Genomic DNA, 21,330 nt, shown 5'->3' with positions numbered 1-21,330 from the left:
TTCATGCGTCATCTGAAATTGAAAACCGCAGTACTCCTGGCAATTCCAATGCTGTACGCCGAGGCCCACGCGCAAACGCGAGCCACGCTGTTCACTCCCGCTGCAGCAGTTTCGAAAAGTGGCGCACTGGCCGGCGCACTCAAAGACGCGATCAAGCGCGAGAAGTCAGTCAACATCAATTTCCAGCACATTGCCCCGGACGGCGCCGCTGCAAAGGAAATCGACCTTGAGCTGTTTGACGGCCAGCGCGTAACCTTGACGATGGTTCGCGTAGAACGTCGTAGCGCAACAAACTACACTTGGTACGGCCATGTGAAATCGGTTCCATCGAACAATGTGACGCTGACCGTCGTCGACAAGCAAGTCGTCGGTTCCCTCTACATCGGCCAAACCGCAAACGGCCCGATGAAACACTATGAGCTGCAGTCCGACAAGGGAGGTGCATACACCTTGCGCGAAATCGATGACAGCCGCATGCCGGACGACAGCAAATTGCACAATGCTGCGCCGAAGGTTTTCCTGCTGGCCCAGCCTCGCGCCTTGCTGGCTGCCGGCGCCCCATCGATCAGTACTGCCGAAAAGAAGATCGATGTTCTGGTGGCCTACACCAACCAGGTTGCCACCGCCACTGGCGGCAATCCTGGCGCAGCGATCCAGAGTGCAATCGACAGCGCCAACCTGACCTTCAGCAACACCCAGCTTGCCAATACCCGAGTGCGCCTGGTCGGCACCATGCAGGTGAACTATAACGAAACCGGCATGACCAGCACCGACATCCAGGCAATTGCGGGCAACGCCGCACTGAATTCGCAGCGCAACAGCGTTGGCGCCGACGTCGTCATGGTGCTGGCCGAAACCATGAAGAACGACAGCAACCAGGCCATTTGCGGCCAGGCCGGCGCCATTGGCGCACAAGCCAATTCCGCGCTCGCCATGGTTGCCCGTACCTGTGCCACGACCAGCCTGTCGTTTGTCCACGAGATGGGGCACCTGTTCGGTGCCCGGCATGATGTGGCCCAGGATCCGACGAACGCGCCATATCCATACGGCCATGGCTTCGTCGATTTGACCTTCAAGCAGTACTCCGTGATGGCCTATGGCACCACCTGCACGAATGCCGGAGTTACCGGTTGCATCCGCTATAACGTGTTTTCGTCGCCATTACTGGCCCTGAATGGCCATGTGTTCGGCGATGCCAATAGCGCCGACAATCGCCGCGTCCTGGTGGAAAATGCCCAGCGTCTGGCCGGCTTCTATGCCTCGAATTCTCTGCAGGAGCGCGGTGTCTATACGGCCCCCCTGAGCAGCTATGCGATCAACCAGGTCGGAACAAGCACCAGCTTTACCGTCACTTCCAGCACCGGTAGCGAACCCGCTGTGACGTATGACAACTTGTCCGCCAACCGCCTGCAGTTTGCCGATGCGACAGTTGCCCTTGACATCAACGGCCCAGCAGGCAAGGTCTTCCGACTGTACCAGGCTGCGTTCAACCGCAAGCCGGACCTGAGCGGTCTCGGGTTCTGGATCGCACAAGCTGACCGCGGCACGGCGATGAAGGATATCGCAGCATCCTTCATCGCGAGCGCAGAATTCATCAATCTGTATGGCGCCAATCCAAGCAACGAGAGCTTTGTCACTTCGCTGTACAACAACGTGCTTCATCGCGCCCCGGATCCCAGCGGCTATGCCTACTGGGTCAACGTACTAAACACCAACGCCGCTACCCGCGCCGAAGTCCTGGCCTCCATGAGCGAAAGCGCGGAAAATATCAGCGGTGTTGCGCCGTCCCTCACCCACGGCATCCAGTACACGCGCTATAACATGTAAGCGCCGGGTATAGGACCGCCTGAACAAGGCGCGCATATTGCGCGCCTTGCTGCTTTCAGGCTGCCCGCCTGGCGGCGGACAGCCAGCGCTCCAGGTGCGGGAAGCGGTCGTAGCCCCAGAACGGTTCTCCGTCCGCCAGCACAAAGGGTACGCCGAACACACCCTGTGCCAGCGCTTCCTCATTGCCTAGCTTGAACTGCGCCTTGATCGCCGCGTCCTCCAGGCTGGCCAGGAAGGCCGAGCCATCGATGCCTTGGCTCTCAGCAATCCCCAGCAGCACCGCCTTGTCCGCAATGTCCACGCCATCGGCGTAATAAGCCTGGAAGCAGGTACGCGCAAACGACACCGCAGCATCCTCGCCATGGTTGGCGCGCACCCATAGCATGGCGCGTCCAGGCGCGATCAGCATCTGCGGGAAGGCGCCGGCGGGATTGAAGGGAATCGCTTCCTCCTGCGCCGTGCGCTGCATATCGCGCGTCACGTACTTCCATTTGACCGGTACCACCGGCGACGGCAGCACCCCGGTCACCTGGGTCAGCGCCGGCAGCAGCACCGGATGCCAGCGCACCGTGGCGCCGTTGGCAGCCGCCAGCCATTCGATGCGGCGCGCGGCGAAGTAGGAATAGCCCGACGCGAAATCAAAGTAGAAGTCGAGGACCATGGCCGCTCCTTAGTAGTTTTCGCCGAAATCGCTATTGTTCTTCGGCAGTCCGCGCAGGATGCCCCACAGACTGCTATGGCTCATGAAGTAGATGCCGACGGGCACCAGTAAAAGTAGGAATCGCATTTTCATCTCCAATTTCGCACACCCGTGCGAAGCTTGCTTAAAAAAAGGCCGCAGGCGAACCCGCGGCAACCCAAAATCACAAATCGTTGAAGCTCTTGTACGTCGAAATCAGGCGGTTGAACGCACGCTGCGCATGGCGCGGCGACTGCTCGTCACGCAGGAAGCGGGCATCGTGCAGCAGGCCCACCACCAGGCTGTAAATCTCGAACACCAGTTGCTCGGGCTCGGTGTCCGGCCTAAGCTGGCCGGCTTCCATCGCCTGCAGGATGGTCTTGCGCAGCGAAGCGCGCCATGCCAGTGCGCCTTGCGCCAGGCGGTCGCGTACCGCGCTGCCTTGGTAATCGTCAAACTCGAAAGCGCCCGCCGTGTACAGGCAGGAAGTGCGCAGCGCCTCGTCGGCCGCGCGCTGGAACCAGGCCGCTACCTGGGCCTGCAGCCGCGGCAAGCCGCGCGGCAGCGACAGCGAAGGCATGAAGACTTCCGCCGCAAAGCGGCGGTCGTATTCATCCAGCACCGCGCATTGCAATTGCTCCAGCGAGCCGACGCGCGAAAACACCCCGCTCTTGCTGATGCCGGTGCGCTTGGCGATCTCGCCCAGCGACAGCTTGCCGATGCCTTCCGCCGCCGCCATTTCCATGGCGGAGTCGAGGATGGCGGCAAAGGTCGCTTCGCTTTTTGCGGTCAGGGTGTCCATGGGCGGAACTTTAGCACACCTGTGCGAAATAACAAGCGATATCTGCTTGGTATTTTGAGTTGACTATTTTGCAAACATGATTACAGTTGCGGTCTGGAAATATCATCTACTGGAGAAATCATGCAACAGTTCCGCCTGCGCCATATTGCCGCAGCCTCGCTTTTGGCTTGCGCCGGCATGGGTGTCCAAGCCCAGGTCACGACCGGCGCCATGACTACCCCGCGCATGTTCCATCAGGCCAGCACCCTGGCCGATGGTCGCATCCTGGTCACCGGCGGAACAAGCAGCCCGTCCGCAGCGGCGCTGGCAAGTACCGAGGTCTATGACCCGTCCACCGGCAGCTTCATGCCGATGGCACCGATGCTGGTCGCCAAACGCGAACACGCTGCGGTCGCCCTCAAGGATGGGCGCGTCCTGGCGGCGGGCGGCATGACCTCCAGCAGCACCGGCTCCAGTTTCGCGGAGATCTTCGATCCCGCCACCGGAAAGTGGACGGCCACCGCGCAGATGAACACCGCTTACTCCCGCACCATGGCGCGCCTGCTGCCCGACGGCCGCGTCATGGTCGCCGCCCGCGATACGACCGGACACCATGCCGAGATTTTCGATCCAGTCAAAGGCAGCTTCAGCAAGTCGGGCAATATGGTCGAGACGACCAGCGGTCACGGCATGGTGGTGCTGGCGGACGGCCGCGTACTGAAAATGGGCGGTTATACCTGGGAGGGAAAGTTCAGCCGCAATGCGGAAATCTGGGACCCGGCCACCAACGAATGGAGCGCCACGGGACAGATGGCGGCAGAACGCCAGGATATCCAGCCGGTGCTGCTGCCCGACGGTAAAGTGCTGGTGGCAGGCGGCCGCAATTCGATGCAGCTCGACACCTCTGAAATCTTCGATCCCGCCACCGGCGAATTCAGCCCTGGCAACGTCATGCCGGTCGCCTTCTCGCCGGACAGCAGTACCGTGCTGGGCAACGGCAATATCGTGTTCACCGACCCGATTGCACGCCATCTGCTGCAATACCAGCCCGCCAGCGCCAGCTGGAGCCTCGCCGGCCCAAAACGTGGCCCTGCGCGCGAAAGCATTGCCACCCGCCTGCCCGACGGCAGCCTGCTGCTGGCAGGGGGCGCCGAACAGAACGACGCTACCAGCTATGCGGCGGTGCTTGACCAGGCTTGCGCCGGCCAGGACTTGACGCTGGATGTCACTTCCAGAAAAGTCTATGCGGATGGCGGCTCGGCCGGCATTGTTGTGAGCGGCCCCGCCGGTTGCCGTTTTGAAGCGGCCAACCTGCCAGCCTGGCTGGCGTCCGATCCGGCCAACACACTTTCCATCACAGACAAAGGGACATCCGCCGTCGGTCTTACGGCCGGCGCCAATATGAGCGGCGCCGAGCGTACCGCTGTCTTTTACCTGGCCAACTGGCGCGTGGAGCTGACGCAAGAGGCTTCGACCAGCTGCCCGAGCATGCCCTACGTTTCGCCCTACAGCATCAAGGTCGGCTATCTGGGCGGCACCGGCACCGCTTATGTGACGGCGCCGGCCACCTGCTCCTGGAGCATCGGCGGCCTGCCAAGCTTCGCAACCGTCACCTCGGGGGCCGGCGGCAAGGGCAATGGCAGCTTTACCTGGTCCGTCCCGACCAATAGCCCGAACAGTACCTCGCGCAGCGGCTCCGGCCAGGTCACTGCCCTCGGCCAATCCAGCAGCTTCACCATTACCCAGGATGGCCCCGCACAGTGTCCGACCACGCCGAAGGTCAGCTTGAGCAGCAGCGCGTTCCCGGCTGCCGGCGGCACCATCACTGCCACGGTCAACGCCGCCCCAAGTTGCCCTTGGAACGTCGGCACGCTGCCACCGTTTGCCAGGCTCACCGCCGGCGGTGCAGGTACCGGCAACGGCGTGTTTTCGATCACCGCCAGCGCCAATCCCGCTGCCTTCCGCAGCGGCAACGGCCAGCTTACCGGACCAGGCTTCACATCGAGCTTCTACCTGAGCCAATCGGCAAATCCTTGCGTGAACTGGAGCGTCAACCCCGCAGTCGTCAACACGCCCGTGGGCGGCGCGACCGGAAGCTTGACCATCACGGCCCCGGCCAGCTGCAGCTGGCGCCTTGCGGGCCTGCCAAGCTGGCTCAACCTCACCAGTGCCGGCAGCGGCAGCGGCAACGGCTCCATCAGCTATTCGATCGCGGCAAATTCCGGCTATGCGCGCAACGCCATGCTCTCCATGACCGGCTCGGGGCCGACCCAGTCGATCAGGCTGAACCAGGAAGGCGTGCCGCCCCCTGCCGGCTGCGAAACACCGATCGACAGCGGCGTACCGGCCAACGGCTTCCTGCAAGCGTCAGGCTGTCCGGCAGGCGCGCGCGGCGCAAGCTACTACACCGATCGCTATAGCTTTACCGGCGTTGCAGGCAAGCTTGCCACCATCACGATGAGCTCGGCTACCTTCAATGCCTACCTCTATCTGCGCGATGCCGGCGGTAACGTGCTGCGGTCGGACGATGACGGCGCCGGCGGCACCAATTCGCGCATCAGCTACACGCTACCGACTTCGGGGACCTACACCATCGAGGCGACCAGTACCGCTGCCTACCGGAGCGGTGCCTACGTGCTGTCTGTCTCCCACTAAGAATACTGAATCTTTCGTTATTCTTTTTAATTGACTCTTTTATAAACTTATATACAGTTGTGCACCAGAAATATTCTGAGGAGAAAAGTTTTGTACCCAACACCAATGCGTCACCTTGCCGCCGCCACCCTGCTGGCTTGCGCCACCCTGTCCGCACAAGCGCAGACTTCCACTGGCGCCATGACCGCGCCGCGCATGCTGCACAAGGCGAACGCACTGCCTGACGGCCGTTTACTGCTGTCCGGCGGCACATCCAGGCCAGGCAATCCGATCCACGCCAGCACCGAGATCTACGATCCGGCCACCGGCCAATTCACACCGGCGGCCCCGATGCTGACCGCACGCCGGCAGCACGCGGCAGTCACGCTGCAGGATGGCCGTATCCTGGTCGCGGGCGGCATGACGCCGGCCAGCACCTTTACCAATACCGCCGAAATTTACGACCCGGCGTCCGGCCAGTGGACTGCTACCGGCAATATGAACGTATCCCGTTACGACACGGTGGGAATCCTGCTGTCGGACGGCCGCGTCATGATCACGGACAAGTCAAACGCCAGCGCCTACCAGGCGGACATCTACGATCCAGCTACCGGACTGTTTACCAAGACGGGCAATATGCTGGAGCGTCCGAACGGCTCCGGGCTGGTCCTGCTGCCTGACGGCCGGGTGCTGAAGATGGGCGGTTTCGCGAACAGCACCTACAGCCGCAACGCCGAGCTGTGGGATCCCGCCACGAACCTGTGGACCGCCACCGGACAGATGAACGAGCAGCGCCAGACCATCCAGCCCGTAGTGCTGGCGGACGGCAAGGTCCTTGTTGCGGGCGGCCGCCGCGAATGGTCGCACAACAGTACCGAGCTGTACGATCCGGCCACGGGCGTGTTTACGCCTGCAGCCAACATGCCGACGGCATTCGAGCCAACCAACGCCAGCGTGCTGCCAAGCGGCGATATCATCTTCACCGCGGACTACAACCGCCAGTTGATGCGCTACCAGGCTGCCACCGGCACCTGGAACATGAGCGGCCCGCAACGCACCACCGCGCGTGACAGCACCCTGACGCGTTTACCTGACGGCAATGTCCTGATCGCCGGCGGCGCCGCCCAGAATGACGCGACGTCCTATGCGGCAATCTGGGAGCAGGCTTGCGCCGGCCAGGTCACCACCGTGCCGGTCCGCACGCAGACTGCTGGCGGCGATGCCGGTACGGTCAGCTTTACAGTCAATGCGGCACCCGGCTGCCGCTTCGAGGCGGCCAACCTGCCGGATTGGTTGACCATTGCCGGCACCAACCCGCAGCAAATGCCGGCCGGCGGCTCGGTCGCGGTGGTCTTCAACACCACCACCAACCTGACCGGCGCGTCGCGCAGCGCGTCGTTCCTGTTGGGGAATGAATCCATCACCGTCACGCAGGTGGCTTCCGCCAACTGCCCATCGGCGCCGGTGGTATCGCCGACCACCACGACGGTCAGCGGCTCCGGCGGCAGCGGTTCGCTCAGCGTTTTCGCAGCCGCCAGCTGCCCATGGAACGTCGCCTCGATGCCAAGCTTCATCACCGCCACCGGCGCGACCAGCGGCAGCGGCAACGGCAGCATTCCTTACTCGGTTGCCGCCAACCCGGACACCACTGCTTCGCGCAGCGGCTCCGGCCAGGTCACTTCGATGGGCTACGCCACCACGTTCACCTTTACCCAGGATGCCCGCAAGCTTTGCCCGAGCGCTCCCGTCATCAGCTTGAGCAGCGCATCGTTCACTGCTGCGGGCGGCAGCACGACCGGCACCATTACCGCTGCGCCAAGCTGCAAGTGGGCGCTGGCGGTGCCTGTCACCTGGGTCAGCGTCACCTCCGGTGCATCAGGCACCGGCAACGGTAGTTTCAGCCTCAACATCGCGCCCAATACCGGCGCCGATCGCAGCGACTACATGTTGGCGTCCAACCCCGACGCGGTCGGCATGGCAAAACTGAGCCAGACTGGTTCCGCATGCGCCACCTGGAGCGTGACGCCATCCAGCAGCAATTTCCCGGCTGCCGGCACCAGCGGCAACTTCACGGTGCTGGCGCCGGCGAGCTGCAACTGGAGCCTGGCCGGCGTGCCAAGCTGGATGAGCATCACGAGCGCCACCAGCGGCACCGGCAACGGCAGCATCACCTACTCGGTCAGCGCCAATTCCGGCACCGCCCGCAATGCCACCGCCACTCTCAGCGGCAGCGGCCTGGCCTTGCCGTTGAGCCTGAACCAGCAGGGCACCACCCAGCCCACCGTCTGCAGCAAGCCGATCACCAGCGGGGAAGCGGTAAGCGGCAACCTGCAGTCGTCGACCTGCCCGGTGGGCGCGCGCGGCACCGGTTATTACACCGACCGCTACACCTTCGCTGTGCTGCCTGGCCGCGTCGTGACCATCACCCTGGCTTCGTCGAGCTTTGATGCCTATCTCTACCTGCGCGACGGTTCCGGCAATGTGATCAGCTCGAACGACGATGGCGGTGGCGGCACCAACTCGCGCATCAGCTATACGCTGCCGGCGGGTGCATGGGGCAATTACACCATCGAAGCGACCAGCTACTACTCGGGCCGCTCCGGCGCCTACACCCTGACCTTTACTCAGTAAGGATCGGGACTCCAGACGGCGTACATCTCGCCGTCTTCCTCTACGCCCGCCTCAGTGAAGCTGCAGGCGGCGTAGAGCTCCTTCGCCACGGCGTTGTCGGGACGGTAGCTGGTCCAGATGCGCTGCACATCCCCGTGCTTCTGGATCTCGGCCAGCGCCAGGTCGACTGCGCGGCGGCCATGGCCCCTGCCCTGGAAGCGGCGGTCCACCATCAGGTGGTAGATCGCGTAATCGCCCGCTTCATCCTCGGCGCCGGGAGCGGCGTACATCAGGAAGCCCACCACGCCGTCCTTGTCGGCTATCGCGCGGCAATGGTAGTTCGGGTGGAAGCTGGCTTCTGCTATCGCATACATGGTGTCCGCCGCATGGTCCTGCTGGTGATCATGCAGTTCCAGTTCGGCGATGTTGGCGAAATTCTCCTTGGTGACCACGTGCAGGTTGGTGGTGATCCATTTCCTCAGGAAGCGTTGGTATGGTCTCATTCATGACTCCTTCTTCTTCGTTACAGCTCTAGTACTGCATTCATCTCGCCATCCTCGTCGATGTCCGTCTCGACGAAACCCATGCTGGCGTATAGTTCCTTGGCCCTGTTGTTGTCCGGCTGGTAGCTGATCCAGATCTTGCGCACACCGCCGCGCGCCCGGATTTCGGCCAGCGCCATGTGCAGCGCCTGGCGGCCGTAACCTTTGCCCTGGTGCGGGAGGTCCACCATCAGGCGCCAGACCCCGAATTCGCCGGGCTGGCCCTCCAGGTTCAGGTCGACATACATCAGGAAGCCAACCAGCTCGCCGCCGGCGTAGATGGCACGCGCTTGCATCTCAGGGTAAAAGCTGGCTTGCGCGATCGAGTAGGCGTTGCTGGCGACGTAATCGCGTTGGTGGTCCAGCAGCCGCAAGTCGGTGATGTCGTCGAAGTTCTGCCGGGTGACAGCTTTGAGTTGGATCTCCATGATTCCTTTCCTTCTTGCGCCGGGGACCAAAAAACAAAAACCCCGGCAAGTATCCTTACCGGGGTTTTGTCGTAGGACGTCCGGCTCGGGGGGTGGCAATTTGCCAGAGGCCCCGAGCGCACGCGCATCAGGGCTATCTGGTGTGCTTAATGCAGTTGATAGCGAAATTGCGCATGGCTGTCCTTTCTTAATCTGGGTTATAAAACTAACGAGCGCTGATTCTGCGCTCTACGCGAATGTAGTGTCAAGAAAAACTTTGTATAAATATTCACTCGGCATTCTTGTACAGGACATCGATGCGCTGGATGATCTTTTCGCTGAGCTTGGCCGCGCTGGCATAGCGCTCATACAGCTGCGGAACAGCGAAGAAGCGATTCGAATTGATCATGGTCCAGGCAGGTTCGAACTTTTCCCCGTCCGGGCTTGCTTTGGGATCGAGTTCGGCCAGGTAGCGGAAATCGGTGTCGGATTCACGGTAGGCTGCCGGAAGCCAGTGCAGTTGCTTGGTGTCCCGCGCCAGGTCTGCCTTCAAGCCCAGCAGGAAAGCACGCCATGCTTTGGAACCAGATGCTGATGCCGACTCACGCGTGCTCCACTGTTCGCGCAGGTTTGCTACCGTCAGTCCATGATGAACGTCTACAAGCTTGCACTACCGCTGCTGCTGGCCTGGCATGGGCTGGCCGGCGCGGCTGAGCCTAGCCGCATCAGCGTGCAGACGCTGGCGGCCGGCAAGGAAGTTGCGCGCATCATGCTGCCGGTCGGCCAGCAGCACACCGTGCAGGTCGAGGCAAACCAGGTCGAGCAGGAGAGCCGCGGCACCACCCATGCACGCGGCAATGTGCGGGTCACCATCCGCAGCGGTGGCACTGGCGGCGCTGCCACCACCATCGTCGGCGAGGAAATCGTCATCAAGCGCAAGGTGCTCGATGCCCGCGAGCTGGCCGCGATCCGTGCGCTGGAAAGCATGGGTGCTCCTGGCAAGCGCGATGCGGCGCGCGACCGCAAGGAGCTGGCGCGGCTGAAGACCATTGTCGCGTCCCATGGCTGGCCGGGCGCCCGCTTCGCCGGACCCGAGCTGTCGCAGAATGCTTTCACTGTCCTGATGCGCACTCCCGAGAAAGAGCTGGAGGCCCTCCTGCCGGCCCTGCGCGAGGCACAGGTGCAGAACGACGTGCCAGGTTCGCAATTGGCGCAGGCCGAAGACCGGCTGCGCGTCGCCAAGGGCCTGCCGCAGCGCTACGGCACCCAGCTCGCCGGCAGCAAGCCGGCCGTGATCGAGGACGAAAACGCACTCAATATCCGTCGCAAGATGATGGGGTTGCCGCCGATGCCGGTCAGCTCCGGTCAATAGCTAGTCCGTAATATAGAAGACTTCTCCGCGCGGGGTAAACGGCAGGCGGCGTCCATCGGCCAGCAGGTAGGCGTGGTCCATGCGGGTGTCCAGCTTGTCTTCGCACCAGCCGTCCGTCACGACCAGCACCGGGCCATGTGCCGGCATTTCGCCTTGCTGCGCCAAATCGCGCAGATGGTCGAAACCAGGCTGCAGGACGGTTCCGCCGCGGCCGCGCAAGGTGAAGCGCTCCAGCAGGTTTTCCGGTTCGACCCAGCCGCAGTCATACGCCATGGCATCGCAGCACACCAGCCGCACGGCGATCACGTCGCGTGCCATGGCATAACTGGCGATGGCGCCAAGCGCCTTGCCCAGCATGGCCGGCTCCATCGATCCCGAAGTGTCAAGCAGCACGCCGAACACGCGGCTCTTGCGCTCCTCCTCAGGAGGCTTGCACAGCATCGGCCGGGGGATATGCGGCGTCGCCCCCTGCCTGCGCGAAGGCCGCGCATAGCTGCGCCGCATGTCAAGCGGGGGAAAGCGTTCATCGAACCAGTGCGCCAGACGCGCATCCCAGGGAATGGGCGGCTGCGCCAGGCTGCGGATTTCTTCCAGCAGTCCGGCAGGCACGGTGCCCCGGCGGCCATCGTGCTCCCAGCGGTCCATGCCTTGTGCCAGCGCGCGACGGCAATACTCCTCTGCGTCGGTGAACTGCGTGCCGCTATCTTCGCCCAGCAAGTCGGGCTGGCCGGCGCCTCGCAGCGTCGCCAATTTGCGTGCACGGCGCATATCGCGCGCCAGCCCGTCGTAGATTTCATCGGCGGATTGCCCGGCCAGGCCGGGGTCGTACAGCATGCCGATGGCGGGCGGCGATCCTACCTGCATCTCGAGCAGCCAGCTATTGATGGCGAAATCGCAGGCGACATTCCACAGCACAGGGTCGCGCCCGCGCCGGCGCGACGCGTGATTCAGGCCTGCGTGCAGCAATTCGTGGGCCAGGACAAACAGGGTTTCATCGTCGTTCAGGCCCGCCGCCGGATTGATCCAGATGCGGCGGGCGCCGACATCAATGGCGGCGACACGGATATCGTACTGCTGGCAGATGCGGATATCGTTCTCCAGGTCGAAGCTGGCTGCCAACGCGCCCAGCAAGGGATAACGATCCATCATGCGCCGCCGTGCGCGGTGCTCGCGGCTATGCGGCTTGGCTGCCTGCTCCGCAGCTGCGCCGCCGGCAATGGCCAACGCCCTGCCAACGCCGCGTGCAATGCCGTCGGCCAGCATTTCGTGCCAGGGCGTTGGCGTCTGGCGCCGCCATGCCACCGGCTTCTCGTCGAGCGCCACGAACAGCGATTCGCCGCCGGCGATATCCGCATGCCAGGCCAGCAGCGGCGCGGGACAGCCGTCGCTGCAAAAGCGCTGCAGCAAGGTTTCCACGCTGGCGTCAGGGCATTCCGGCAGACGCCACTCTTCCGGCAATTCGCCGAGCTTGAGTTCTGCGCAAAAGCGCGATGCCGTCACCAGCGCCGCTACTTCCCACAAGCCCACCGGTTCACGGCGCCGCACCAGTCCAAGCCCAAGACAGGAAAGAACAATGCCAACGACGCGCGCCCATTGCTCCGGCCGCGCGCGCCGTTTCGGATGCAGCCATACCGTGCCGCCCGGCGACAAGGCGAGCCAGCCCTTGGCGGGGACCATCTGATGCGCCGGATCGGCGCGAAACTCGACCCGCCCTGCGACAGCGCCCAGCACAGGATGCGCCAGCACCTGGGCAATCCCGGCCTGCCGCGCCGCCGCCGCAGGGTCGGGCTTCCTGTCCCTGCTCATGCAGTTTCCTTCTGGCTGCGGCCGGCCAGCCGCGGCAAATCGCGCGCCACTTCGACCAGGAACCACGCAGGCAGGCGGCGTCCTTGTGCATCTTCGCCGAGCAGCGATTGCGCAATCTCGACGCTGATGCGCGCCAGGTCGCGCAGCATATCCTTGGCGCGCATCGACAAGGCATGGTGCGCGCCGCGTACGGACGACTCTTCCTCCGGCAACTCCTTCAGCAGGTGGGCGCGGAACGATTGCGCGAGGAAGTACAGCACGTCACGGTCCGCCGGCGCATCCGGCCAGTGCTGTTCGCCCTTGATGATGGCATGCAGGCCGTGCTTGTGGCGCAGCTGTTTGAGGAAGCCCTTGAAGTTGCCTGCATGGGTTGGCGACAGCAGGCCGTAGGCCAATGCATCCACCATATCGTCGCCGGTATCTTCGCCGAACGAATGCAGGGCATCGGACAGCATATGCCAGCTGCGCGGCGTCGAGAACGGCTCCTCGTGCTTGGGCGGCTCGCTCCACAGGTGGTCGGGACGCAGCTGGACATATTCCAGCACCCATGGGTGGATGCCGCCCTCGCCCTTTGCCCACTCCAGCCATTGGCGATGGTCGGAGCGCAGGTGGATGTGCACCATGCGGTTCACCAGTGCGGAGGGCATCGGCTTGACGATGGCGGCATCCTTGGCGCGGTTGCCCGCGCCGATCACGATGGTCCCTTTCGGCAGGCTGTATTCGCCGATGCGCTGGTCCAGGATCAGCGAATAGAACGCCTTCTGGATTTCATGCGACGATGCGTTCAGTTCGTCCAGGAACAGCACGAAAGGCTCGTCGCGCACGATGTTCGCAGGCGGGAAGAAGCGCGAGCACTTGCCGTCGATCTGCGGGATGCCCAGCAGGTCTTCCGGCGCGAGCTGGCTGCCCAGCAGGGAGACGCACTCCATGCCAACAGCCTCAGCAAAGCGGCGCACCAAGGCACTCTTGCCGATGCCCGGCGGGCCCCACATGAACACCGGACGGGTAATCGCGACGTGCAGCAGGAAGTCGATCGCCTGCTGCTGGTTCAACATGATTGCTGATTGCATCGGCTCACTCCTCCCGTGCCAGCTGGCGGCGCAGTTGCTGCTTCAGCGCGCGCCGCGATTGTTCGACACGCTGGTGGCCGCCGGCCTTGCGCTGGCGTGCCAGCACGGCCAGCGGGTTGCGCGGCTTCGGTAGTTTGATGGTTACCTTCATTGTCTTATCCTTTCACGCACACGACTTGCTTCAGCGTGTGCACGATGTCGACCAGGTCGGACTGGTGTGCCATGACCTGGTCAATGTCTTTGTAGGCGGCGGGGATTTCATCCACCACGCCACCATCCTTGCGGCATTCGATGCCCTGCGTCTGTTCGGCCAGGTCGAAACGGTTGAACTTGCGCTTCGCCTCGCTGCGGCTCATGCGCCGCCCGGCGCCATGCGAGCAGGAGCAGAACGATTCCTCGCTGCCCTTGCCGCGCACGATGTAGCTGCGGGCACCCATGCTGCCGGGGATGATCCCCAGCTCGCCTTCGCGCGCCGAGATGGCGCCCTTGCGGGTGACGTACAGCTTGTGGCCGAAGTGCGATTCGTGCGCCACATAGTTGTGGTGGCAGTTGATCGCTTCGCCATCGAGCTTGAACGGCGGGACATGCGGCTCCAGTGCCGCCACCACGCGGCGCATCATTTCGCGCCGGTTCAGCATGGCGTAATCCTGGGCCCAGTCCACCGCCTCCACATAGTCGTCGAACAGTTCCGAACCCTCGCTGAAATAGGACAGGTCGCGGTCCGGCAGGTTCACCTTGTGCCGCATCATCTCCTTGCGTGCAGCGGAGATGAAGTAGCGCCCGATGACATTGCCGATGCCGCGCGAGCCCGAATGCAGCATGATCCACACGCGTTGCTCTTCATCGATACACAGTTCGATGAAGTGGTTGCCGCCGCCCAGGGTGCCAAGCTGGCAGATCCAGGTCTGCGCGAACTTATGCTGCATCTTCATGATGCCCTTGTGGCGCGCCACGATACGGTCCAGGCGGTCGTTCAGCGGACGCCCGACGCGGGCGTGGGCGGAACCGCGCACCTTGTCGAAGGCGTGCTGTTCGAAACCGACCGGCACCAGCGTTTCGATCGCACTGCGCACGCGCGCCAGGTTGTCGGGCAACTGGCTGGCAGTCAGCGTGGTGCGCACGGCATTCATGCCGCAGCCGATGTCGACGCCGACTGCGGCAGGGATGATTGCGCCGCGTGTCGGGATCACGCTGCCGACGGTGGCGCCGATGCCGGCGTGCACGTCGGGCATGGCTGCCACGTGCGGATGCACGATGGACAGGTTCGAAATATTCAGCAGTTGCTGGATGGCCGAATGATCAATGTCATCCGTATAGATGTGCACAGGCACCAAGCCTTTGTGCAGGCTTTTATGAATTGGCATAACGTCTTTCGTTATGCCGGGGCTGTAGAAACAAAAACCCCGGCGAGTTTCCTGGCCGGGGTTCGTGTTGGAAGAACGACCGGCTCGGGTGGCTTGATTGCCTGCCCCGAGCGCGCGCGCTGCGGGGCTATCTCATTTGCAGATTGTTGATAGCCGTACGTGGCATGGTCGTCCTTTCGAAAAATTCGGGTTGGTAAAAAATCAGTGGACGCGATTCTGCGCCCAAGACAAATCGCGTGTCAAGAAAAATCTTTAGCAAACCCGGTCAAGACTGATTTCTCTCTTGCGACGATTGAGAATGGTGCGTAGCCATCCTGCTCGATGAACTCACCTTGAAGCCCGCGAGGTTTCAGTTTTCCAGAGAAGGTCAGAATTCTCTTTGCATCCCGGCCCTCAGGAGGGAGGCCTTTGCGATGTTCGATGCCCCGGGAGTAGTCTGCCTTGAATGAGATCTTCCCATCTTTCTCGTTCAGGGTAATGTCATACACCTTTGCCTGTGCCGGCTCCGCGGAGCCAATGGCGATACCGATATTCCCGAAAAGAGTGCCGTCTTGCTTGTACAGGCTGACGAAGTAACCGGATAATGCATGTGGATCGTCGCCATCGCTCCATACCTGGTTCGAATAATGACCAACCAACGTTGCTACTGTTGTTTCGGCATTGGCAGGTGCAAGTGCTCCAAACAGGAGTGCTCCGGCAAGTTCCAAACAAGCGCTCAATCGTCGAGCTGTGATCATCACCGGGTGACCTGTGCGCCGTTTATTCAACGGTGTCGGTGAACTGACTGGGAATCAGGGTAGCACCGCAGGAAGTCTTCATCCCGGCCAGTGCCACGCCCTTGCCGTAGAAGGTGGTGGCCATCGCCCCTTCGACAATCGGGTAATCGCCTTTGCACTTCGGACAATGGACCTTGTGCCCGACATAGGCGATCGGCTTGCCGTGGCAGATGTCCTGCATCGAGCCTTCCAGCACCGTACCGTTATGGCTTGTGGTATCGCCCAGACGGATAATTTCTCCTGCCATATGATTTCACCGCACTCTCATCATTATTGCGATAATACTAACTGATTGAGAAAATTGCCCGCGCACAATATGTGGCCGGAGAATGGGGAGGCAGGAGATGCCGTATCACCGCTTTGCGTTCGCCATTGCGCTTGTCGCCGGGTGTTCCACCGCCTGCGCGGGAAGCTTGGCCAAGGCTTATGCCGACAAGGCAAACAACGTCCATGTCGTGACTGCGTCCGGCAAGGACATCAAGTTGACGACGCACCGGCGGGCCGATGACGTCCGGCTCTCGCCCGATGGCGAGTCCGCGGCCTGGCTGGTGCTTTCGTATTTCGCTGCCGATGGCAGGAAGTGGCCCACCGAGCTGCATGTCTATCACGCCGGCCGCACGCGCTCCAGCAAGTGTGGGCTGATTATTCGCGAATACTGGTTCTGGAAGGACGGCTCGCACGTCGCCACCGATTGCGGCGGCCTGCATTTCTCCGGAATGGAAACGCTGTATGAGGTGCGCACCATGAAAGAGGTCGACAGCTTCGACCAGGCCGAAGTGCCGGTCGAGAAGCGTCCGGATTGGTCGACAGCGAGCAGGGAATAAAAAAAACGCGCCCCGTGGGACGCGTTTTTTCCGAAGCGATAAAGCTTAGCCGTTCAGGCGCTGCTCCAGCTTGACCATATTGTCCTTCAGCTCTTGCGGCAGGTGGTAGGCCAGCTTTTCGAACAGTTCAGCGTGCAGTTTCAGTTCGGCGCGCCATGCGTCCTTGTCGATCGAAGTGATGGTTTCGAACTCTTCGGCGGTGAATGGCAGGCCGTCCCAGGAGATGTCACCGTAGCGCGGGGTGGTGCCGAAGATGTTTTCGATGCCGCCGCCGTTGCCTTCAACGCGTTCCAGCATCCACTTCAGCACGCGCATATTGTCGCCGAAGCCAGGCCATACGAAGTGGCCGTTTTCGTCGGTGCGGAACCAGTTGACGCAGAAGATCTTGGGCAGGGTGGCGCCCTTGCCTTCCAAGCGCTTGCCCATGTCCAGCCAGTGCTGGAAGTAGTCGCTCATGTTGTAGCCCATGAACGGCAGCATGGCGAACGGGTCACGGCGCACCACGCCCTGCTGGCCGGCGGCTGCAGCGGTGGTTTCGGAGCCCATGGTCGCAGCCATGTACACGCCTTCGATCCAGTTGCGCGCTTCCGTCACCAGCGGCACCGTGGTGGAACGGCGGCCGCCGAAGATGAAGGCCGAGATCGGCACGCCGGCCGGATCGTTCCATGCCGGGTCGATCACCGGGTTCTGCTCGGCGGACACGGTGAAGCGTGCGTTCGGGTGCGAAGCCTTGGTGCCGGACGCCGGGGTCCAGTCCTTGCCCTGCCAGTCGACCAGGTGCGCAGGCGCTTCCTTGGTCAGGCCTTCCCACCATACATCGCCGTCGTCGGTCAGCGCGACGTTGGTGAAAATGGTGTTCTCGTTCAGGCAGGACATGCAGTTCGAGTTGGTCTTGGTGTTGGTGCCCGGAGCCACGCCGAAGTAACCGGCTTCAGGGTTGATCGCGTACAGGCGGCCATCCTTGCCCGGCTTGATCCAGGCGATGTCGTCGCCGATGGTGGTGACTTTCCAGCCGTCGAAGGTCTTCGGCGGGATCAGCATGGCGAAGTTGGTCTTGCCGCAAGCCGATGGGAAGGCGGCAGCCACGTAGTGCTTCTTGCCTTCCGGGGATTCGACGCCCAGGATCAGCATGTGTTCCGCCAGCCAGCCCTCGCCGCCATTCTTGGCGTCGTTGTAGCCCATGGTGGAAGCGATACGCAGCGCGAAGCACTTCTTGCCCAGCAGCGCGTTGCCGCCGTAACCGGAACCGTAGGACCAGATTTCGCGGGTCTCCGGGAAGTGCACGATGTACTTGGTGGCGTTGCATGGCCATGGCACATCTTTTTCGCCGGCAGCCAGCGGCTTGCCGACGGTGTGGATCGCCGGCACGAACTCGCCATCGGTACCCAGCACGTCGTACACGGCCTTGCCCATGCGGGTCATGGTGCGCATGTTGACGGCGACGTATGGGGAGTCGGACAGTTCCACGCCGATGTGGGCGATCGGCGAACCCAGCGGGCCCATCGAAAACGGCACCACGTACATGGTACGGCCGGCCATGCAGCCGTCGAACAGGCCGTTCAGGGTGCCGCGCATTTCCTGCGGGTCCATCCAGTTGTTGGTCGGGCCGGCCGCTTCCTGGGTCTGCGAGCAGATGAAGGTGCGATCTTCAACGCGGGCGACGTCGGTCGGGTCGGAGCAAGCCAGGTAGGAGTTTGGACGCTTTTCAGCGTTCAGCTTTTTCATGGTGCCGGCGGCAACCATTTCAGCGCACAGGCGGTCGTATTCTTCCACCGAGCCGTCGCACCAGTAGATGCGGGCAGGCTTGGTCAATGCGGCGACTTCCGCCACCCAATTGATCAGTTTTTGCTGTTTGATGTAAGCTGGTGCGTTCATAGTTGCAACGCCTCCCATAACGGGCTGATTCATAAGTACCTCCAATGCCAATAAAGAATTCTGTCTTGTCCCGGCACGGCAGGAATCGTCGTCAGCTTTTAGCTTGCGCGGAAGATCTAATGCTTCGGCGAAATACGGCGGTTCTGTCGATGCGCCCGATTACTCGAGGGCGCTAGCGTCTGGCGGGGGTGTGCTCAGGCGCTGGAACATATGCTGCTGGAGCCTGGTCGGGCTCCTTGAATTGGGCCGATTGTACACCTGCGTCCCGGCGCTTCCGACAAAAATGTAGGAATATTGCCCGACTAAAGTAGTAGGCTATTCGAGATATTCACAAACCTGTTATTTCCCTACCATTTTCATCACAAAATCTGCTAACTGACATGAAAATTGCGATTCTCGATGATTACCAGGATGCAACTCGTGGCCTGGAATGCTTCAAGCTTCTGGATGGCCACGAGGTCAAGGTTTTCAACAATTCCGTGCGCGGCATGGGGCAGCTGGTGGCCCGCCTGGCCCCCTTTGAAGCCCTGGTGCTGATCCGCGAACGCACGGCGTTCAACCGCGCCTTGCTATCCAGGCTGCCTAATTTGAAATTGATTTCGCAGACCGGCAAGGTGAGCGGCCATGTCGATATGGACGCGTGCCGCGAGCTTGGCATCACCGTGCTGGAAGGCATGGGTTCGCCGACCGCGCCGGCCGAGCTGACCTGGGCCCTGGTGATGGCCGCCCGGCGCAAGCTGTTCCAGTACGCGGGCAAGCTGCGCGACGGGCAGTGGCAACAGGTGTCGATCAGCCACCAGCACAACACGCTGGGCCTGGTGCTGGCGGGAAGCACGATGGCGATCTGGGGCTATGGCAAGATCGGCAAGCTGGTCGCCGGTTACGCGAAGGCGTTTGGCATGCGCGTGATCGTGTGGGGTAGCGAGCCGAGCCGCGCAGCTGCGGTGGCCGATGGCTACGAGGCAGCCGCTTCACGCGCAGCCTTCTTTGCGGAAGCGGATGTGCTGTCGCTGCACCTGCGCCTGGCCGACGGCACGCGCGGCATCGTCACCGCCGAAGACCTGGCGCGCATGAAGCGCGATGCGCTGTTCGTCAACGTCAGCCGCGCCGAGCTGCTTGCAGCCGGCGCATTGGAAGCAGCGCTGAAGTCCGGCCATCCCGGCTACGCAGCGCTGGACGTCTTCGAAACCGAACCGCTGCCGGAAAATTCACCGCTGCTGCGCATGCCGAACGTACTGTGCACCCCGCACCTCGGCTACGTCGAGAAGGCCAGTTACGAGCTCTACTTCCGCCACGCCTTCCTGAACCTGGTCAAGCACATCAACGGCTGAGCCCGTGTCCCACCATGGGGTCACACCCGATTCGGGACACGAGCTGAAGCGCTACACGGCTGGGTCCGTGTCCCATTTAGGGTGTGACCCCATGGTGGGACACAGGCTGGGCTGTGGGGGCATGGCGTGGACTTTGCTCCAGAGGCCGGCCCAGCCCGGGGGCCAGCTGATTGGCTCGCCGCCGTAAGGCGGGAGGTTGGCGCGCACGGGCATCACCGGCACGGCGGGCATGTCGGTTAACGGGGCGCCGCTGGGGCGCTGCATGTCGAGGCTGTACATGTAGCCGGGGAGCAGGGCGTCGCACACGCGGGCGAACCATTCGGTGTGGTCTTCGTCGCGGCCGAGCGCTTGCGCTAAGCCTTGCGGGTCGAATCTGGCCAGCGCGTGCACCAGTTCTTCCGTCGTGGCGCCGGGCTGGTCGCCCCAGCCCATCACGGGATTGAAAATATAGTCGGCGCCGGAGCCGTACCAGCCTTCGCGCCAGGAGCGCTGCATCCAGTCGCGCGGTCCGGTGAACAGGTGCCAGCGCCAATGCAGTCCGGATGCCTTGGGCCAGGAGTACAGGTATAACTTCTGGTAGCCGGCCTGGTGCAACTCGCGCACCACGGCCATCAGCCGTGCGTGCGGCATGCGGTCGGGCGGGGCGCGGCGGAACAGGATCGCTTCGCCGTCGGCAAACTGCACTTCGTCGGTGGAGAGGTTCAGGTCGAGCGTGCGCGATTCATTGCCAAACCGGGCGGAAATCCAGCCTGTCAGCAAATTCACAGCCGTGATGACGCCATACCCGCGGTAGCGGTGGAAAATCACGGTTCCTGGTGCGAGCGCTTTCATGGTCTTGCCGGGCAAAAAACCCAGTGTAGTCAACTGTTCGGCGGAATGCCAGCCGGGAGCGGCAAACTTTTTCGGCTATCATGCACGCCATTCATCGATTTCATTTTAATTCATCATGACCCTGCGCATCATCGCCACCGGCGGCACTTTCGACAAGCACTATAACGAACTGAATGGCACCCTGGCTTTCGCCGAAAGTCACCTGCCCGCCGCGATCAAGCGCGCCCGCATCACTACGCCTTGCGAGCTGGAAGTCGTGTCGCTGCTCGATTCGCTGGACATGGTCGATGCCGATCGCCAGCGCGTGCTGGCCGCTTGCCAGGCTGCGTCCGAAAAAGCCATCGTGATCGTGCACGGCACCGATACCATGCCGCAAACCGCGGCCGTCCTGGGCCCGGCGATCAAGGACAAGACCATCGTCTTCACCGGCGCCATGATCCCTTACGAGATCGATAACTCGGACGCCTTCTTCAACATGGGTTTTGCCTGCGGCGTGGCGCAAGTGCTGCCGCCCGGCGTGTACGTGGCGATGAACGGCCAGATCTTCGGGTGGGATAACGTGCAGAAGAACAAAGCGGCTGGCGTGTTCCAGCCGCTCTGA

20 protein-coding genes are annotated in these 21,330 nt (G+C 62.5%); 7 read left to right on the top strand and 13 right to left on the bottom strand.

Going from position 1 to position 21,330, the window contains the following annotated elements; all coding sequences use genetic code 11:
* Window positions 1-3 precede the first annotated feature (3 nt).
* Entirely contained in the window at window positions 4-1,827 is a 1,824-nt protein-coding gene (locus tag BM269_RS04845; protein WP_090435890.1) for a DUF4214 domain-containing protein, read from the top strand.
* A 55-nt stretch (window positions 1,828-1,882) separates the two neighbouring features.
* Here the strand turns inward: BM269_RS04845 and BM269_RS04840 are convergent, their stop codons facing one another.
* Window positions 1,883-2,488, bottom strand: coding sequence for a 2-hydroxychromene-2-carboxylate isomerase (locus tag BM269_RS04840; RefSeq protein WP_090435889.1), 606 nt, complete (start codon window positions 2,486-2,488; stop codon window positions 1,883-1,885).
* A 202-nt stretch (window positions 2,489-2,690) separates the two neighbouring features.
* Window positions 2,691-3,308, bottom strand: a complete 618-nt coding sequence (locus BM269_RS04835; protein WP_090435888.1) for a TetR/AcrR family transcriptional regulator — start codon at window positions 3,306-3,308, stop codon at window positions 2,691-2,693.
* Between the two features lie 120 nt (window positions 3,309-3,428).
* Between BM269_RS04835 and BM269_RS04830 the strand changes: the two genes are divergently transcribed.
* Window positions 3,429-5,942, top strand: coding sequence for a pre-peptidase C-terminal domain-containing protein (locus BM269_RS04830; RefSeq protein WP_090435887.1), 2,514 nt, complete (start codon window positions 3,429-3,431; stop codon window positions 5,940-5,942).
* A gap of 90 nt (window positions 5,943-6,032) precedes the next feature.
* The gene (locus BM269_RS04825; protein ID WP_139232663.1) at window positions 6,033-8,552 is read left to right on the top strand and encodes a pre-peptidase C-terminal domain-containing protein; all 2,520 of its coding nucleotides are present in this window, start codon (window positions 6,033-6,035) and stop codon (window positions 8,550-8,552) included.
* Here BM269_RS04825 and BM269_RS04820 read toward each other — a convergent pair.
* The 3 genes from BM269_RS04820 to BM269_RS04810 all read right to left on the bottom strand — a co-directional run bounded on the left by BM269_RS04820 (window position 8,546) and on the right by BM269_RS04810 (window position 10,033).
* Window positions 8,546-9,034 carry a GNAT family N-acetyltransferase gene (locus tag BM269_RS04820; RefSeq protein ID WP_090435885.1) on the bottom strand — a complete coding sequence of 163 codons (489 nt, stop codon included), beginning with the start codon at window positions 9,032-9,034 and terminating at the stop codon, window positions 8,546-8,548. The genes BM269_RS04825 and BM269_RS04820 overlap by 7 nt on opposite strands.
* 20 nt (window positions 9,035-9,054) lie before the next feature.
* Entirely contained in the window at window positions 9,055-9,501 is a 447-nt protein-coding gene (locus BM269_RS04815; protein WP_090435884.1) for a GNAT family N-acetyltransferase, read from the bottom strand.
* Window positions 9,502-9,769: 268 nt separating this feature from the next.
* Entirely contained in the window at window positions 9,770-10,033 is a 264-nt protein-coding gene (locus BM269_RS04810) for a hypothetical protein (RefSeq protein ID WP_090435883.1), read from the bottom strand.
* A 93-nt stretch (window positions 10,034-10,126) separates the two neighbouring features.
* Here BM269_RS04810 and BM269_RS04805 point away from each other — a divergent pair, with 93 nt between their 5' ends.
* On the top strand, window positions 10,127-10,852 hold the full coding sequence (locus tag BM269_RS04805; RefSeq protein ID WP_090435882.1) for a DUF6624 domain-containing protein: 726 nt from the start codon (window positions 10,127-10,129) through the stop codon (window positions 10,850-10,852).
* On the opposite strand, the gene BM269_RS04800 is transcribed toward BM269_RS04805, so the two are convergent.
* From BM269_RS04800 to BM269_RS04780, 6 genes are all read right to left on the bottom strand, one after another.
* Complete coding sequence (locus tag BM269_RS04800; protein WP_090435881.1) at window positions 10,853-12,658, bottom strand: vWA domain-containing protein; 1,806 nt, start codon at window positions 12,656-12,658, stop codon at window positions 10,853-10,855.
* Window positions 12,655-13,728: an AAA family ATPase gene (locus BM269_RS04795; RefSeq protein ID WP_090435880.1), complete on the bottom strand. Its 1,074-nt coding sequence runs from the start codon at window positions 13,726-13,728 to the stop codon at window positions 12,655-12,657. The genes BM269_RS04800 and BM269_RS04795 overlap by 4 nt, the downstream gene beginning before the upstream one ends.
* A 4-nt stretch (window positions 13,729-13,732) precedes the next feature.
* Window positions 13,733-13,879, bottom strand: coding sequence for a hypothetical protein (locus BM269_RS29370; RefSeq protein WP_170860278.1), 147 nt, complete (start codon window positions 13,877-13,879; stop codon window positions 13,733-13,735).
* A 4-nt stretch (window positions 13,880-13,883) separates the two neighbouring features.
* Window positions 13,884-15,092 carry an RtcB family protein gene (locus BM269_RS04790; protein WP_090435879.1) on the bottom strand — a complete coding sequence of 403 codons (1,209 nt, stop codon included), beginning with the start codon at window positions 15,090-15,092 and terminating at the stop codon, window positions 13,884-13,886.
* A 239-nt stretch (window positions 15,093-15,331) separates the two neighbouring features.
* A complete protein-coding gene (locus BM269_RS04785) occupies window positions 15,332-15,799 on the bottom strand; it encodes a hypothetical protein (RefSeq protein ID WP_139232662.1) in 468 nt (155 codons plus the stop codon).
* Between the two features lie 52 nt (window positions 15,800-15,851).
* On the bottom strand, window positions 15,852-16,115 hold the full coding sequence (locus BM269_RS04780; RefSeq protein ID WP_090435877.1) for a PAAR domain-containing protein: 264 nt from the start codon (window positions 16,113-16,115) through the stop codon (window positions 15,852-15,854).
* Between the two features lie 97 nt (window positions 16,116-16,212).
* Between BM269_RS04780 and BM269_RS04775 the strand changes: the two genes are divergently transcribed.
* The gene (locus BM269_RS04775; protein ID WP_090435876.1) at window positions 16,213-16,692 is read left to right on the top strand and encodes a hypothetical protein; all 480 of its coding nucleotides are present in this window, start codon (window positions 16,213-16,215) and stop codon (window positions 16,690-16,692) included.
* 45 nt (window positions 16,693-16,737) lie between these two features.
* Here the strand turns inward: BM269_RS04775 and BM269_RS04770 are convergent, their stop codons facing one another.
* Window positions 16,738-18,600 (bottom strand): phosphoenolpyruvate carboxykinase (GTP), encoded by a 1,863-nt coding sequence (locus BM269_RS04770; RefSeq protein WP_090435875.1) that lies wholly within the window; start codon window positions 18,598-18,600, stop codon window positions 16,738-16,740.
* 347 nt (window positions 18,601-18,947) lie between these two features.
* Here BM269_RS04770 and BM269_RS04765 point away from each other — a divergent pair, with 347 nt between their 5' ends.
* Complete coding sequence (locus BM269_RS04765; RefSeq protein WP_090435874.1) at window positions 18,948-19,898, top strand: D-2-hydroxyacid dehydrogenase family protein; 951 nt, start codon at window positions 18,948-18,950, stop codon at window positions 19,896-19,898.
* Window positions 19,899-19,949: 51 nt separating this feature from the next.
* Here the strand turns inward: BM269_RS04765 and BM269_RS04760 are convergent, their stop codons facing one another.
* Complete coding sequence (locus BM269_RS04760; RefSeq protein ID WP_090435873.1) at window positions 19,950-20,729, bottom strand: L-asparaginase; 780 nt, start codon at window positions 20,727-20,729, stop codon at window positions 19,950-19,952.
* Between the two features lie 115 nt (window positions 20,730-20,844).
* On the opposite strand from BM269_RS04760, the gene BM269_RS04755 reads away from it, so the two are divergent.
* On the top strand, window positions 20,845-21,330 hold the full coding sequence (locus BM269_RS04755; RefSeq protein ID WP_090435872.1) for an asparaginase domain-containing protein: 486 nt from the start codon (window positions 20,845-20,847) through the stop codon (window positions 21,328-21,330).

It is taken from the genome of Duganella sp. CF458, assembly GCF_900113115.1.
Lineage (GTDB): Bacteria > Pseudomonadota > Gammaproteobacteria > Burkholderiales > Burkholderiaceae_D > Rugamonas.
Note: the sequence above shows the minus strand (reverse complement) of the source record. Positions and strands in the feature narration are given on the sequence as shown.